Source organism: Thermocatellispora tengchongensis (genome assembly GCF_014202315.1).
GTDB lineage: Bacteria > Actinomycetota > Actinomycetes > Streptosporangiales > Streptosporangiaceae > Thermocatellispora > Thermocatellispora tengchongensis.
Genome location: NZ_JACHGN010000014.1, coordinates 120,324 through 134,914, shown reverse-complemented (window position 1 = coordinate 134,914; position 14,591 = coordinate 120,324). Strand labels below are relative to the sequence as shown.

Annotated in this window: 16 protein-coding genes and 1 tRNA gene; 9 read left to right on the top strand and 8 right to left on the bottom strand. The window is 74.3% G+C overall.

The window, feature by feature from the left end; all coding sequences use genetic code 11:
• Positions 1 to 4: 4 nt before the first annotated feature.
• Positions 5 to 1,435 carry a hypothetical protein gene (locus tag HNP84_RS30060; protein ID WP_185053300.1) on the bottom strand — a complete coding sequence of 477 codons (1,431 nt, stop codon included), beginning with the start codon at positions 1,433 to 1,435 and terminating at the stop codon, positions 5 to 7.
• Positions 1,436 to 1,608: 173 nt separating this feature from the next.
• Between HNP84_RS30060 and HNP84_RS30055 the strand changes: the two genes are divergently transcribed.
• Positions 1,609 to 1,950, top strand: a complete 342-nt coding sequence (locus HNP84_RS30055) for a hypothetical protein (RefSeq protein ID WP_185053299.1) — start codon at positions 1,609 to 1,611, stop codon at positions 1,948 to 1,950.
• Between the two features lie 44 nt (positions 1,951 to 1,994).
• Here the strand turns inward: HNP84_RS30055 and HNP84_RS30050 are convergent, their stop codons facing one another.
• Positions 1,995 to 3,020, bottom strand: a complete 1,026-nt coding sequence (locus HNP84_RS30050; protein WP_185053298.1) for a hypothetical protein — start codon at positions 3,018 to 3,020, stop codon at positions 1,995 to 1,997.
• Positions 3,021 to 3,111: 91 nt separating this feature from the next.
• Here HNP84_RS30050 and HNP84_RS30045 point away from each other — a divergent pair, with 91 nt between their 5' ends.
• Complete coding sequence (locus HNP84_RS30045; protein WP_376771981.1) at positions 3,112 to 4,053, top strand: ADP-ribosylglycohydrolase family protein; 942 nt, start codon at positions 3,112 to 3,114, stop codon at positions 4,051 to 4,053.
• 112 nt (positions 4,054 to 4,165) lie between these two features.
• The gene (locus tag HNP84_RS30040) at positions 4,166 to 5,581 is read left to right on the top strand and encodes an FAD-dependent oxidoreductase (RefSeq protein ID WP_185053296.1); all 1,416 of its coding nucleotides are present in this window, start codon (positions 4,166 to 4,168) and stop codon (positions 5,579 to 5,581) included.
• A gap of 30 nt (positions 5,582 to 5,611) precedes the next feature.
• Here the strand turns inward: HNP84_RS30040 and HNP84_RS30035 are convergent, their stop codons facing one another.
• The 5 genes from HNP84_RS30035 to HNP84_RS30015 form a co-directional block, all read right to left on the bottom strand.
• Positions 5,612 to 5,809, bottom strand: a complete 198-nt coding sequence (locus tag HNP84_RS30035) for a hypothetical protein (protein WP_185053295.1) — start codon at positions 5,807 to 5,809, stop codon at positions 5,612 to 5,614.
• A 29-nt stretch (positions 5,810 to 5,838) separates the two neighbouring features.
• Positions 5,839 to 7,353: an ATP-binding protein gene (locus HNP84_RS30030; protein WP_185053294.1), complete on the bottom strand. Its 1,515-nt coding sequence runs from the start codon at positions 7,351 to 7,353 to the stop codon at positions 5,839 to 5,841.
• Positions 7,344 to 7,655, bottom strand: coding sequence for an ATP-binding protein (locus tag HNP84_RS30025; protein WP_185053293.1), 312 nt, complete (start codon positions 7,653 to 7,655; stop codon positions 7,344 to 7,346). The genes HNP84_RS30030 and HNP84_RS30025 overlap by 10 nt, the downstream gene beginning before the upstream one ends.
• A 96-nt stretch (positions 7,656 to 7,751) precedes the next feature.
• Positions 7,752 to 8,000: a helix-turn-helix domain-containing protein gene (locus tag HNP84_RS30020; protein ID WP_185053292.1), complete on the bottom strand. Its 249-nt coding sequence runs from the start codon at positions 7,998 to 8,000 to the stop codon at positions 7,752 to 7,754.
• Positions 8,000 to 8,497, bottom strand: coding sequence for a DUF2975 domain-containing protein (locus HNP84_RS30015; protein ID WP_185053291.1), 498 nt, complete (start codon positions 8,495 to 8,497; stop codon positions 8,000 to 8,002). Before HNP84_RS30015 ends, HNP84_RS30020 begins: the two co-directional genes overlap by 1 nt.
• Positions 8,498 to 8,932: 435 nt before the next feature.
• Here HNP84_RS30015 and HNP84_RS30010 point away from each other — a divergent pair, with 435 nt between their 5' ends.
• Positions 8,933 to 9,880 carry an ADP-ribosylglycohydrolase family protein gene (locus HNP84_RS30010; RefSeq protein ID WP_185053290.1) on the top strand — a complete coding sequence of 316 codons (948 nt, stop codon included), beginning with the start codon at positions 8,933 to 8,935 and terminating at the stop codon, positions 9,878 to 9,880.
• Between the two features lie 75 nt (positions 9,881 to 9,955).
• Here HNP84_RS30010 and HNP84_RS30005 read toward each other — a convergent pair.
• Positions 9,956 to 10,029: transfer RNA gene (locus HNP84_RS30005), tRNA-Arg, on the bottom strand.
• Between the two features lie 214 nt (positions 10,030 to 10,243).
• Here HNP84_RS30005 and HNP84_RS30000 point away from each other — a divergent pair.
• The 5 genes from HNP84_RS30000 (at position 10,244) to HNP84_RS29980 (ending at position 14,504) form a co-directional block, all read left to right on the top strand.
• A complete protein-coding gene (locus tag HNP84_RS30000; protein WP_221336916.1) occupies positions 10,244 to 10,897 on the top strand; it encodes a PadR family transcriptional regulator in 654 nt (217 codons plus the stop codon).
• A gap of 77 nt (positions 10,898 to 10,974) precedes the next feature.
• A complete protein-coding gene (locus tag HNP84_RS29995) occupies positions 10,975 to 11,784 on the top strand; it encodes a phosphotransferase (protein WP_185053289.1) in 810 nt (269 codons plus the stop codon).
• A gap of 46 nt (positions 11,785 to 11,830) precedes the next feature.
• A complete protein-coding gene (locus HNP84_RS29990) occupies positions 11,831 to 12,781 on the top strand; it encodes a cobalamin biosynthesis protein (RefSeq protein ID WP_312925994.1) in 951 nt (316 codons plus the stop codon).
• The gene (locus tag HNP84_RS29985) at positions 12,778 to 14,295 is read left to right on the top strand and encodes a cobyric acid synthase (RefSeq protein WP_185053288.1); all 1,518 of its coding nucleotides are present in this window, start codon (positions 12,778 to 12,780) and stop codon (positions 14,293 to 14,295) included. The genes HNP84_RS29990 and HNP84_RS29985 overlap by 4 nt, the downstream gene beginning before the upstream one ends.
• The gene (locus tag HNP84_RS29980; RefSeq protein WP_185053287.1) at positions 14,292 to 14,504 is read left to right on the top strand and encodes an SHOCT domain-containing protein; all 213 of its coding nucleotides are present in this window, start codon (positions 14,292 to 14,294) and stop codon (positions 14,502 to 14,504) included. The genes HNP84_RS29985 and HNP84_RS29980 overlap by 4 nt, the downstream gene beginning before the upstream one ends.
• Positions 14,505 to 14,591 lie beyond the last annotated feature (87 nt).

The following is a 14,591-nucleotide window of genomic DNA, read 5'->3' as shown; positions in this document are numbered from 1 at the left end:
GGGCTCAGGGATAGCGGGCCACCAGCGCGTGGTGGGCCGCGCCGCGGTTCAGCTCGACCGAGCCGGCGGCCCAGACCGTGCCGGTGCCGGGCTCGGTCGCCAGCGCGTGCACGGTCACGAACGGGCGTCCCGGCATGCCGGGCAGCGCGGGGAGCGGGGTGGTGGCGCCGGAGGGATCGCGCAGCCACGAGTCGCGCATGCGCGGGCCGTTGACCACGATCAGCACCCGCCCCGCGCCCGCCGAGGCGATCCGAGGGCAGCAGTACGACGACCGGGGCGCGGACCCGCGGTGCCACTTCGCGCCGTCCCAGTGCAGCAGGAGCGGGGGCGGGTCGGCGGGCTCGTTCTCCGTCTCGCCGTGGTTGAAGGTCTGCTCGCCGAGCGCCCACGCCTCGCCGGGCGCCACCGCCACCACCTCGGACAGCGTCGCCGACGCCTCCGGCGGCACCGGGTCGGCGAACTGGAACAGCGGGGTCTCCACCAGCCGCCACGACCGGCCGTCCCAGTGCATCGCCGCAGGTTGGGTGAGGTGCTCCCCGGCCACGCCCGGCCCGGAGTCGCGCCAGCCGACCGCCCACACGTCGCCGGGGCCGGTGCCGGACACCCCTCGGGCCTTGGCGGGCAGCCGCACGCCCTCCCATCGGGAGCCGTCCCAGTGCCAGGCGGTGTCCTCGCCGGTGACCGCCCAGGCGTCGCGGGGACCGAGCGCCGCCAGATCGGTGACGGCCGTGGCCCCGGGCGCGGGAGCGGGGCGCCACGCGGTGCCGTCCCAGCGGACGGCCCCGCTCCCGCCGATCAGCCACACGTCACGCGGCCCGGACGCGCCCAGCACCGCGCGCCCGTCACCGAGGGACACCCCCGGCGGCGGCTCCTGCGCCCGCCACTCCGTGCCGTCGTAGCGCAGCAGCGTCAGCGCGTCGCCCCGCCGCCCGACCGCCCACGCGTCGTCCCGGGCCGGGGCCACGATGTCCAGCATCTCCGGCTCGCCCGAGTCGCCCAGGTACGCGTACTGCCAGCCTTGACTCGCGGTCTGCGCCGGCAGCGGGAGCGGCGTGCCGGCGGGCGAGGCGGTGGACGGCGTGTACACGCTCCCCACGGTCGGCGAGGTGTCCAGGCTCCCCCCGGTCGGCGGGGTACTCGGGCTCTCCGTGGCCGCGCCCCGCGGCGCACGCTCCACGCCGCCTCCACAGGCGGCGACCAACACCACGGCGAGCCCCATGGCCGCGGCCACCCGCACCGGCCGCGCGCGGCTCGGGGACGCGACCGTCGGCATCGGCCGCGCGAGGCTCGTGGCCGCGGCGTCCCGTACCGGCCTCGCGAGCCTCGGCACCGCGACCGTCGCCACCGGTCGCGCGAGCCTCGCGTCCGCGGCCACCCGTACCCGCCTCGCGAGCCTCGTGGCCGTGGCCGCCAGCACCGGCCTCGCGATCCTCATCGCCCGCCCCCTTCTCACGCCGCGAGGGCAGCCTAGCCAGCGGCTCGCGCCCGCCGTGGCCTCCGCCGATCCCCGGCCGCGCGCCCCCCGCCGCCGCCTTCTCAATCGGTAACGCATCGTATAGGATCAGTAGCGCATGGTAATAAAACGCTGCCCGAGGTCTAGGAGGAGCAATGTTCGCACTCAAGCGGATCGCCGTGGCGGCGGCCGGTGCGCTGGCGGTCATGTCCGGGGTCGTCGCGGTGCCCGCCCCCTCGGCCGCGGCGGCGGCCACGGTCCTCGACTGCGACACCTACGTGCACGCCCAGGACCGAGACCTCGGCATCGCGGCGTGCACCAACCGCACCGGCCGGACCTGGATCTTCCGGGCCGTGGTCACGTGCGGCCGGGCGCCCGACGTGGTGGGCGAGTGGGTGACCCTCCCGCCGGGCGGTTACGGCGAATCCCAGGGTTACTGCGGCGGCATCTTCACCAGCGGCGTGGGCGCGGTGGGCGTGGACGAGCGTCCCGCCTGATCGTTCTCACGCGGACGTCCCCGAACCGGCCTCGGGGGCGGCGCTCACGGCACGCAGTCGAAGGTCTCGTGGTCGCAGGGGCAGCGGGGATCCCAGTGCACGCCGTAGTGCATCAGCGAGGCGGCCAGGGCGGGGTGGGCGGCGGCCCAGACATCGTCGAAGAAGAACCACTGCCGGTAGCCGAAGTAGCCGTCGGTGTGCATGGCCATCTGGGCCAGGTGCTCGCTCCGGCGGATCATCGTGCGGTGCGGCTCGCGTCCCCGGGTGGGCTCGAACCCCGCGACCAGGCGCAGCGCGACCTCGTGCGCCCGCCCGTGGGCGCCCTGCAACTCGGCGACGCGCTGGTCGAAGTCCGGCCAGCGGTTGCAGCGCTCCAGAGCGGGCCCGATCTCGTCCTCATCGGGGGCCACGAGCGCCCGCACGACCGCCGGCTCCTCCGACCACTCCTCGATGGCGGCGTCCGTCTCCCGCAACGCCGCCGCGAGCCGGGGTAACCGGACGCCGGGGAAGCGCGCCGGAAGATTCCAGCCGATGCTGTCGGAGGTGGCGGAGAAGGTCAGCACGACCGCGTACGTCTCCCCCTCCCCGCCGGGCGGCGCGGAGGTCGCGGTCCAGGTCGGCCCCGGAGGGGTGAACGGCGTGCCGCCGCCGGCCCCGGCCGGGACCGCGGGCAGCTCCCAGCCGTCGTGCAGGAGGTAGGCCCAGCGATCCGGTTCGGCCGCCACGACGTGGTCCTCCACGAAGAAGTAGGCCAGCATGACCTCGTCGTCATCGGTGAGCACCCGCACGCTGTGCTCGTCCACGCGCAGTTCCAGCTCGACGTAGAGGTGCTCCTCCAGCATCCGGTGCAGTTCGGCGAGGGTACGGGGCGCGGGCAGCCCGGCCTCGAAGATGCTGGCGAGGCCGTAGACGCTCGCGCCGAGTTCGCGCTCGATCCACTCGGCGGCGTCGCCGGCGCTCGCCTCGTCCCACACCCTCTGGAACCAGCCGAGCACGGTCGCGTCGGGGAGATGGCGCACCAGCCTGCCGGACGGCCCCTGGTAGACGCTGCGGTATACGAAGAAGACCATGGCGCAGACCCTCCCAGACGCCGCCGACAAAACCCCGGTTCCGGGCGACGGCGGTCACAATGGAGTTCCGTCACAATGAAGTTCCGTCACAATGAAGGGGATGTCCGCTCTCCCCCTCGCGCGGGCCACGGCCTCCCTCCATGGCCTGGCCCTCGGTGACGCCTTCGGCTCCCAGTTCTTCGTCCCGGCCAATCGGCACGCCCTCCCCGCCCGCCTGCTCCCGCCCGCTCCATGGCAGTGGACCGATGACACCGAGATGGCGTGCTCCGTCTACCGCGTACTGGCCGACCACGGCGTCATCGACCAGGACGAGCTCGCGGCGGCCTTCGCCGCCCACCACGACTTCGACCGCGGGTACGGCCCCGCCACCAACCGGATGCTGCGCCTGATCCGTGAGGGAGGCGATTGGCGGACGCTCGCGGCCGGGCTGTTCGACGGCAAGGGCTCGTGGGGCAACGGCGCGGCGATGCGCGTGGCGCCGCTCGGCGCCTGGTTCGCCGGCGACCTCGCGCTCGCCGCCCGGCAGGCCGCCCTGTCGGCGCAGGTCACCCACACGCATCCGGAAGCGGTGGCCGGCGCCGTGGCCGTGGCTGTGGCCGCGGCGACGGTCGCGGGCGAGCCCGCCCTCCCCCCGGGCCGGTTCCTGGACCGGATCGCGGAACACGTGCCCCCGAGCATGGTCCGCGACGGCATCGCGGAGGCGCGGCGGCTCCTCACCATCGGCGACCCCGCGCTCGCCGCCCGGGTGCTGGGCAACGGACGCCAGGTCAGCGCGCATGACACCGTCCCCTTCACCCTCTGGGTGGCGGCCCGCGAACGCCGCGACTTCGAGGCGGCCATGTGGACCACCGCGACGGCCGGCGGGGACATCGACACCACCTGCGCCATCGTCGGCGGCATCGTCGCGGGGAGCGCCCCCCTGCCTGCGGAGTGGACGAGCCGCTGCGAACCACTACCGGCCTGGGCAGGCGCCCCACCGCTCGCCGCCGAGCCGGGAGCCGCGCCCCGGCCCCCGAGCACGCCCGGCAGGTGACCGCGCTCTCCCGCAGAGGGCACGCGCGCTGACCGCGTCGCCGTGAGGTGAGCGGAAAGTGGGCACCTTCTGGCGTGGTGGACGGCCGGTTCGTGGCGCGATCGTGGCCGGCATGACCATGAACGTGATCGTCGTCGGGGCCGGGCCGGCCGGCCTGACCACCGCGATGCTGCTCGCCGGACGCGGCCATCGCGTCACCGTGCTCGAACGCGACCCCGCCCGGCCGCCGGCGACGGGCCCGCAGGCGTGGGAGGACTGGGAGCGGCCGGGGGTGAGCCAGTTCCGGCTGCCCCACGTGATGATGCCGCGCGCGCTGGCCCTGCTGGAGGCGGAACTGCCCGAGGTGGTGGCCGAGCTCGACAAGGCGGGCGCCAGGCGGCACAACATGATCGCCGGGGCGTGGGGCGTACCCGCGGCAGGGGGCAGGCGCGCGGGGGACCAGCGGTACGAGACGATGGCGGCCCGCCGGCCGCTCCTGGAGTTCGCGCTGGCCACCGTCGCCATGCGCACGCCCGGGGTCACCGTGCGCCGGGGCGAGGGCGTGGCGCGGCTCGTACCCGGGAGCGACCGGCTGCCCGGCGTGCCGCACGTGGCGGGGGCGCAGACCCGCGCCGGCGAGCTGCTGCACGCCGACCTGATCGTTGACGCGGGCGGCCGCAACTCCCCGGTCCCCAGGATGCTCGCCGAGCTCGGCCCCGTCCGCGACACGGAGGAACGGGCCGAGGCGGGGTTCATCTACTACGCCCGGCACTACCGCGACAGCGGCGCCGGGCTGCCGGAGGCGGTGCCCTGGCCGCTCATCCACCAGGAGACCGTCACCGCGGGCACGCTTCCCGGCGACAACGGCACCTGGTCGATGATCCTGGTGACCTCCAGCCGCGACCGGGAGCTTCGCGCCCTGCGGGAGGCGGACGCCTGGGACCGCGCCATCGCGCTGTTCCCCGAGTACGCGCACTGGGCCCGGCACGGCGAGCCGCTCACCGGCGTACAGGTGATGTCGGCCGGCCAGACCCGGCGCCGTGACCTGGTCTCCGACGGGGAGCCGGTGGCGACCGGGCTGCTGGCCCTGGGCGACGCCTGGGCCACGACGAACCCCACGTTCGGCCTGGGCCTGTCCATGAGCATGGTGCAGGCCGCCCTGCTGCGCGACGCGCTCGACGACGCGACGGACCCCGTCAAGCCGGCCCTGGCCTTCACCGAGGCCCTGGAGACCCACGCCGCCCCCTACTACCGGGCGCTGCGCGACTGGGACACCCACCGGCTCGCCGAGATCGACGCGGCGATGCGAGGCGAGTGCTACGAGACCGGCGACCCGACCTGGCACGTCGTCAGGGCGCTGGACGCCGCCAAGCTCTGCCACCCCGACCTGGTACGCGCCTTCGCCGACGTGGGCTCCATGCTGGAGCCGGCCGAACAGGTCCTGGCCCGGCCCGGCCTGGTGGATATCATCATGACCAAGGGCGCCGATGCCTTCGACCAGCCCGAGCCCGGACTCTTCCGCCGCGACCTGCTGGCCGCCATCGGCTGACGACCCACCCGGCGAGAGCCACCCGGCGGGTCAGCCTCCGGCGGCGCCGTACAGCTCGCGGTGCCACAGGTCCTCGCAGACGCGCTCGATGCCGGCGGCGAGGTAGCGGCGGTAGCTGGTGAAGGGCAGGCCGAGGCGTTCGGCGGCGACCTCCTGCGTCGGCGCGCCATGGAGGTAGGTGGCGGCCAGGGCCCGGTGGAACTTCTCCGCGCGCGGGTCGCGGCGCACGCCGTCGATGGCCTGCTCGATGAGGGCGGTCAGGGCCTTGGCGGGGTCGGGCTCGGGTGTTCGGTGACGACCCTGGTACGGGTCAGCGGGCTGGCGGCCAGCTTGGCGGGCCGGGCCAGGTGGCGCAGGGCCGTACGTACGGCGTCGGCGAACTCCTCCCGCGACAGCACCGCCAGCGGCGGCCCTCCGGCGGCGGCCGGCTCCTGGTGGGGGCCGGCGAGCAGCAGCCGGTCGAGCCGGTCCAGCCAGGCCGGTACGGGCGCCGCCCGCCAGTCGTGGGCGAAGAGCGCGTATTCGGTGCCGCCGAGCCAGGCGTGCTCCCCGATGTCGTGCATGTCGTAGTGCCGCAGGTAGTCGCGCATGGGGTCGTCGCTGCGCATGGCCATGAACGACCAGGCCATCCGGTCGGCCCGCAGGCAGTAGCCGACGGCCCGCCACTGGATCAGGTCCATAACCGGCGACATGCCGCGATACTCCTCGTGCACCCAGGTACGGCCCACGGCCAGGTGCTCGCCGGGCCGCAGCGGCGCGATGGCACGGGCGTTCGCCCAGGCCGTGGCGGTGATCGGGTCGGCCGCCGACTCCTCCTGCGACGGCTCGTACAGCCGAAGCCAGGAGCAGAAGCCCACCAGCTCGCCGGTCTCGGTCCGCCGGTACAGGCGGAACGCCTCCGGCTGCCGGCCGGTCCAGAACGCGACGGCCGCCGCCGACTCGTCGTTCTCCACCTCGGCGGCCATCCGTACCAGCGCCTCGGCGTCCTGCGGGCGGAAGGCGTCCTCGTACACCTCGCCGTCGCCGCGCCAGCTGTGGAACTGCGCCGTCGAGCCGACGCCGCGGTGCAGGTAGAACAGCGACCCGACCGCACCCAGCACGTCGGCGTCGCCGGCGTCGCGGATGCGGTCGGCGAGGCAGGCGTTGATGCGCCGGTGCATGTCGGCGTATCCCCGCGGATCGCGCCAGCGCAGGTCGGCTTCGAGCACTTCCCGGACGACGTCGTGCGGGAACAGGCCGCGTGGGCTGGACTCCACGAACGGCAGCCGCCGCAACCAGGCGAACAGGGCCGCCGCGTCCTCCGGCAGGACCTCACGCAGCAGATCCTCGGTCGTCACGTACGCGTGCGCGCACACCTCCAGCGCGTGCCGGTGCGCCGGACTGGGCACCTCGCCGACGAGCTGGTCGAGCAGGGTGGCGACCACGTCCTGCGCGGGCGTCCAGCGCGAGCTCGCCTCGCGGTCCTTGGTCACCACCGCGGCGCCCAGCGACAGGGCGAGCGGATGCCCTCCGGCGAAGGCCAGCAGCGGCGCCCGCAACTCGTCGGCCACACCCCGGGCCTCCAGCAGCGCCGCCGCGTCCGCGGGGCCGAGATCGCGCAGCGGCATCACCCGCAGCGCCTCCGCCCAGCCGAGGTCGGCCGTCCACATCATGTCCGGCGGGACCCGCCCGGCCATCACGACCAGCGCGCCGACCGGCAGTTTCGGCAGGAACCGCTCGCGCAGCCAGCCCTCCAGCCCCTGGACGCGCTCGAAGGCGTCGATCAGGAGCACCCCCGCCCGCCGTCCAACACCGCTCCGGCCGCGGCCTCGAACGCCGCCGGCGACGGGTCCAGCGTCCGCCCGTCCAGCCTCGTCACGGGCCGTCCCGACTCCTCCGCCCGCTGCCCGAAGCGCCGCAGCAGCGCCGACTTGCCGACCCCACCGGCACCGTGCACGTACAGCACGCTGCACGCCCCGCGCAGCGCCGCGTCGAAGACCCCGAGCTCCTCCTCCCGCCCGACGAAGGCCCGCTCCCGCGCCGCCTGCAGCCGCCGCCCCAGCACCGCGAAGTCCTGCTCGTTACCGCCGCGCATGGATGTAACTGTAGCCACCGCCCCCATCCCGCGATCAGCGGAAAAGTGTGCATTAATACGCACCCGCAGCAGCCGCGCCCGCCGCCGTCATCCCCGTCATCCGCCCGCGGCGCCCGCGGCGTCCACAGCCTTCTCAGCCTCCGCAGGCTCCCACCGCAACAGATCTCCCGGCTGGCACTCCAGCGCCTCGCAGAGCGCGGCGAGCGTCGTGAAGCGCACCGCCTTGGCCCGGCCGTTCTTGAGCACCGCCAGGTTCGCGGGCGTGATCCCGACACGCTCCGCGAGCTCGCCCACCGACATCTTCCGCTTGGCCAGCATCACGTCGATCTCGACGATGATCGGCATCAGATGACCTCTTCCAGCTCGGCCTTCATCTGCGCCGCCTCGACGTCGCGGGCCACGGCCTGAGCGAGCAGCATCCGCAGCACGAGCACGACGAGCGCGACCCCCAGGACCGCCAGGGCGCCCCCGCACAGCAGCAGCACGATCCCCGGCGGAACCGGGTCACCCGGCGCCAGGACGACCGCGAGCGCGAACACCAGCATGGCCGCCGCCACGATCGCCCCGATCACGATGTGCACGTACCGGAAGGCGGCGTGCGAGAACACGGTGCCACGCCGCACCATCGTCACCAACCGCCACACACAGACCAGAACAACCTGAACCGCCACGACCCCCAGGACCGCGATCACGAGGATCGGGATGCGCAGGTAGGCGAACTCCGGGTTGAGCCCCTCCATGTCGATCGCCAGCAGCGGCACCATAACCGCCTGCACGAACACCGACCCCCCGAACAACACCACGAGCACAGCCCGCAGCGCATGCACTGCCAGGTTTCCCATCGCCTCTCCTTCGATCGACCAACGATCGAAATATATCGAAATTCGATAGATGCAACAAGGGGCAGATGGGCCAGGGCGATGTCTGGAGACCCCGGCGCCCACGCGGCCGGGTCGAAGGTCACAGTCCCCGGAAAGCGTCGCGTGCGGCCAAGGCCACACGAAGCACCTACTGCCTGCCGGTCGCACGATCGCCGAGAGCGGCATCATTCCCAGCGCCCACCTCGACCCCGAACGGATGCGGTCGCTCCGCCCACACCGCGCACCGCCGTCCTCAACCAGGTACGACGGCGCATGTACGCGAGAGCACCGGTCGGCGCCGCCGCACCCGGCCACATCGCTCAACCGGCCCCGCAAACGAAACCCCAGGTCACCCATAGGCTGCCCGGCTAGATAAAGGGATGGATCGAAAGTTCTCCTGGTCCGTAGCCTGCCGTCGTGGATCGTCTGGAGCGTGCCGCGGGTGCGGTCGTCGGCTCGGCGGTGGGCGACGCCCTCGGCGCCCCGTTCGAGTTCGGCCCGGCGGGCGCGTTCTCCGCCCGGTTCCCGGCGCCGGGTGCCGGTGGGGAGATGTGCGGGGGCGGCGGCTGGGAGGCGGGGGAGGCCACCGACGACACGCAGATGGCCGTACACGTGGCGGAGTCGCTGCTGGAGCGCGGCGGACTGGACCTGCCGGACGTCTTCGCCCGCTTCCGGCGGTGGGCGGCCGACGACCCCAAGGACATCGGCCTGCAGACCGAGGACGTGCTGAGCCGCGGCCTGCCCTGGGACCAGGCCGCCGATGCCCACCACCGCAGCAGCCACCGTGCGGCCGGCAACGGCGCCCTGATGCGGGCGACCCCCTCGGCGGTGTACTTCGCCCATGACGGACGGCCGGCCACGATGGAGGCCGGTCGCCGCCTGGCCGCGCTCACCCACGGCGATCCCGCGGCCTGGGAGGGCACCGCGATCTTCCACGAGCTGGTGCGCGTCGCCCTGGACGGCGCCGACCCTCTGCCGGCCTTACCCGAGATCCTCGCCGCGGTCCACCCGGAGCATCGGGAACGGTACGCCGTCGTCCTGGACCCGCACTGGCACCCCGATCAGGCCACCGAGTTCAACGGCGCCGTCTGGCCCTGCCTGGGTTCGGCGGTGTGGGCGCTCCGCACCACCTCCACCTTCGAGGACGCACTCCGTACGGCCATCGACCTGGGCGGGGACACCGACACCGTCGCCGCGGTCACCGGCGGCCTGGCCGGCGCCCTCTACGGCCTCGGCGCGATCCCGTCCCGCTGGATGGAGCCGCTGCATGTCCCGCTGCCCGGCAGCGGCGCCCGTGTCCTGCGTCTGCCGCACCTGCTCGACCTCGCCCGCCGTCTGGTGGAGCGGGTTCCCGGCCCGGGGTGACGTCACAGGCGGATGGGGTGGCGCCGCAGGCCCACTTCCAGAAGAGAGTCTCCGCAGGTGAGGCATGATCGAAAGCGCGCCCTGCAGGATTCGAACCTGCGACCGTCGGATTAGAAGTCCGATGCTCTATCCAGCTGAGCTAAGGGCGCTCGTGCTAATTGTGCATGATCCTGGGGGTCGGGGCGTATCCGATTACCGGTCGCGTGTCGAGGGGGTGGGCGGGGGGCCGGGTGATGGGGCTGGTCTGGGGGTGTTCGGTGGTGGTGGGGTGAGGATTGTCACTCGGAGGGGAGCCGCCGGGCGGAGGGAGGCCGGGGGAGTTCCGTCGCTAGGGTTCGGTGCAGGGACGAGCGGGGAGGTGGCGTGGCGGGGCGCGGGCGGGGGAATCCCCTGGCGCTGGCGGTGCTGGCGCTGCTGTACGAGAAGCCCATGCATCCGTACGAGCTGGCGACCACGATGCGTGAGCGGCGCAAGGAAGAGAGCATCAAGCTCAACTACGGGTCGTTGTACGCCGTGGTGCAGGCGTTGCAGAAGCGGGGCCTGATCGAGGAGCTGGAGACGGTCAGGGAGGGCAGGCGGCCCGAGCGCACCGTCTACGGCATCACCGAGCGTGGGCGGCTGGAGCTGTTCGACTGGCTGGGTGAGCTGATCAGCACGCCGGTCAAGGAGTACACCAACTTCGAGGCGGCGCTGTCGCTGCTGCCGGTGCTGCCGGTGGAGGACGCGCTCGCGCTGCTGCGGGAGCGGCGGACGAAGCTGGAGCAGGAGCTCACGGCGGCGGACGCGCTGCGCGAGTGGGTGGGGAAGCAGGGGGTGCCCCGCCTGTACTACATCGAGTGGGAGTACACCGTACGGCTGCGCCGGGCCGAGCTGGAGTGGGTCGCCGAGCTGATCGAGGAGATCGCGGAGGGGCGGCTGGAGGGGATGGATGTCTGGCGCTCGTTCCAGAGGGAGTTCCAGGGGGAGTTCCAGGGGGAGGCCCAGGGGGAGGGGCGGCGGGCGGAGGACCGCGGCTGATCGGGGGGTTCGGGGCCGGCGATGGGTTGGGGCGATGGGTTGGGGTGGTGGGCTGGGCGGGGCTAAGGTGCTGTGCCATGTCTGTTGCGGCCGTCGGTGTGGAGGTCCCGTTAGCCGGTGGAATGGTCAGCGACGGCGTCGTACGCGTGGGCGACACCGTACGCCGGCCGGTGGGGGTCTCCGGTGCGGCCGTGCACGCCCTGCTGCGGCACCTTGAGGACGTGGGGTTCGACCGGGCGCCCCGTGTCGTGGGCGTGGACGAGCGCGGGCGGGAGATCCTGACCTGGGTCGAGGGCGAGGCCGCCACCCGGCCGTTGCGCGAGCATGTGGTGTCCGACGAGGCGTTGGCGGCGCTGGCCCGGCTGCTGCGCGCCTATCACGACGCGACCGCCGGGTTCCGGGCGCCGCCCGGGGCCGTGTGGGAGGCGGGGTCCAACGAGGACCGCGAGCCCGAGATCGTCGGACACTGTGACGTGACGCCGGAGAACGTGGTCTTCCGCGGGGCGCTGCCGTACGCGCTGATCGACTTCGACATGGCCAGGCCCACGACCCGGCTGTTCGACATCGTGACCACGCTGCGGCACTGGGCGCCGATCGCCGACCCCGTTGACCGCGATCCGCTGCTGCGCGGGCTCGGTCCGGCCGGGGTGGGGCGGCGGGTGCGGCTGTTCTGCGACGCGTACGGCCTCGTGCCGCGTGAGCGGAGGCGGCTGACCGAGCTGGCCCGGCTGCGCTTCGACCGGTCGTACGGTGTGATGCGGGCGCGGGCCGCCGAGGGCGACGGCCCGTGGGCGCGGATGTGGGAGTCGGGTGCCGGGCAGCGCATCCGCCGCGCGCGGGCCTGGCTCGACGCGCACGAGGAGCGGCTGCATGAGCATCTGTTCTGAGCGGGCGATGGCCGGGTGCGGGCGGGGGCCGGCGGAGGTTGCGGCTGTGGGTGAGCGGGCCGCTGCCTGGGGGCTGGTGCTGGGGGTCGTGGCGGACGCGGTGTTCGGGGATCCTCGGCGTGGGCATCCGGTGGCCGGGTTCGGACGGGTGGCGGCGGCCGTGGAGGGCCGGATCTACCGGGACGATCGGGGTGCCGGGGTCGTGCATGTCGCCGTCTTGGCCGGTGGGGCGGCTCTCGCCGGGTGGGTGGCCGAGCGGGCGGTGCGGCGTACGGGGGCGGGGCGGGTGCTGCTGACCGGGGTGGCCGTGTGGGCGGTGCTCGGCGGGACCTCGCTCGCCCGGGAGGGGGCCGCGATGGCGGCGGCGCTGGAGGCGGGCGATCTGGAGGCGGCCCGCGCGCGCCTGCCTCACCTGTGCGGGCGCGATCCGAGCGGGCTCGACGCGGGCGAGATCGCCCGCGCCACGGTGGAGTCGCTGGCCGAGAACGCCTCCGACGCGGTCGTGGCCCCGCTGCTGTGGGGGGCCGTGGCGGGGGTGCCGGGGCTGCTGGCCTACCGGGCGGTCAACACGCTGGACGCGATGGTCGGCCACCGGTCCCCGAGGTACGCCCGGTTCGGCTGGGCGGCGGCACGGCTCGACGACGTGGCCAACGTGGTGCCCGCGCGGGTCACCGGGCTGCTGGCCGCGCTGGCGGCCCCGGTCGTGGGCGGCTCCGTGCGCGAGGCGCTGCGGGTGCTGGCGCGCGACGGCGGCAGGCACCCCAGCCCGAACGCGGGCCGGTGCGAGGCCGCGTACGCGGGCGCGCTGGGCGTACGCCTGGGCGGGGTCAACGTGTACGCCGGGCGCGCCGAGCACCGGCCCGAACTGGGCGCCGGCGGCCGGAAGGCCGGGGTGGCGGACGTACGGCGGGCGGTGCGGCTGACGCGGGTCGTGGCCGCGTCGGCGGCGGTCCTGGCCGCGGGCCTGGCGTGGCGCCTGGGACGGAGGGGCCGGTGAGCGCGCGGGCCGGTGGGGCGCTGCTGGTCGCGGGGACGACCTCCGACGCGGGCAAGAGCGTGGTCACCGCCGGGATCTGCCGGTGGCTGGCGCGGCAGGGGGTCAAGGTCGCGCCGTTCAAGGCGCAGAACATGTCGCTGAACTCCTTCGTGACCGCCGACGGCGCGGAGATCGGGCGGGCGCAGGCGATGCAGGCGGCGGCGTGCGGCCTTGAGCCGGTGGCGGACATGAACCCGATCCTGCTCAAACCGGGCAGCGACCGGCGTAGCCAGGTCGTGGTCATGGGACGGCCGCTGGCGGACGTGGACGCGATGGAGTACGGCGCCTACAAGGACCGGCTCAGGCGCGTCGCGGTGGAGGCGCTGGAGCGGCTGCGGGCGGAGTACGACGCGGTGATCTGCGAGGGCGCGGGGAGTCCGGCCGAGATCAACCTGCGCAAGGGCGACATCGCCAACATGGGGCTGGCCCGTGCGGCGGGCCTGCCGGTGATCGTGGTCGGCGACATCGACCGGGGCGGGGTGTTCGCCTCCCTGTACGGCACCGTCGCGCTGCTCGACGCGGACGACCAGCGGCTGATCAGCGGGTTCGTGATCAACAAGTTCCGGGGCGCGATGGAGCTGCTGCGGCCGGGGCTCGACATGATCACCGAGCTGGCGGGGCGGCCGGTGCTCGGCGTGCTGCCCTGGGTGGAGGGCAACTGGGTGGACGTGGAGGACTCCCTCGCCCTGCGCACCGACCCCGTGCCCGCCGGGCCCGCGTACGGCGCGCAGACGCTGCGCGTGGCCGTCGTACGGCTGCCGCGCATCTCCAACTTCACCGACCTCGACGCGCTGGCGTGCGAGCCCGGGGTCGTGGTCAGGTTCGTGACCACCCCGGCCGAGCTGGACGACGCCGACCTGGTCGTGCTGCCCGGCACGCGGGCCACGGTGAGCGACCTGCGCTGGCTGCGCGAGCGCGGGCTGGCCGAGGCGGTGGCGGCGCGGGCGGAACGCGGGCTGCCGGTGCTGGGCGTCTGCGGCGGCTACCAGATGCTGGCCCGGCGCATCCGCGACGACGTCGAGTCGGGCGCCGGTGAGGTGCCGGGGCTCGGGCTGCTGCCCGCCGAGGTCGAGTTCGGGCCGGAGAAGATCCTGGGGCGGCCGGTCGGCACGGCGTACGGCGCGCGCGTGGCGGCGTACGAGATCCACCACGGGGTCGTCGCGGTGGACGGCGGCGCCGAGCCCTTCCTGGACGGGTGCCGCGCGGGGAGCGTGTGGGGCACCACCTGGCACGGCGCGATGGAGAACGACGAGTTCCGGCGGGCCTTCCTGAGCGAGGTGGCGGCGCTGGCGGGCCGGGCGTACACGCCCGCCGAGCCCGGCGTGTCGTTCGCGGAGCTGCGCGAGCGCCGCTTGGACGCCCTCGGCGACCTGGTGGAGCGGCACCTGGACACCGGCGCCCTGCTGCGCCTGCTGGAGGAGGGGCCGCCGGCGGGGCTGCCGCCGCTGCCGCCCGGGGGGACAATGGGCGCATGATGCGCGTGGTCCTGGTCCTGTTCGTGCTGGCGGTGCTGGCCGCCATCGTGTTCGGGGGCCTGCTGCTGGCGCGGGTGCGCGCCGAGCGCAAGCCGCTCCCGCCGCCGGCCGACGACCCGAAGGAGATCCTCAAGCGCCGCTACGCCGCGGGCGAGATCGACGAGGACGAGTACCTGCGCCGCATGTCGGGCCTGTCGCAGGACTGGTGACCGCCGGCCCCGGTTTCCGTACCCGGGAAAGATAGAGGGCCGGAAAGTGTCCCGGTCCTGGCGTACCGCGCGCGGCCCGGGGCGAGG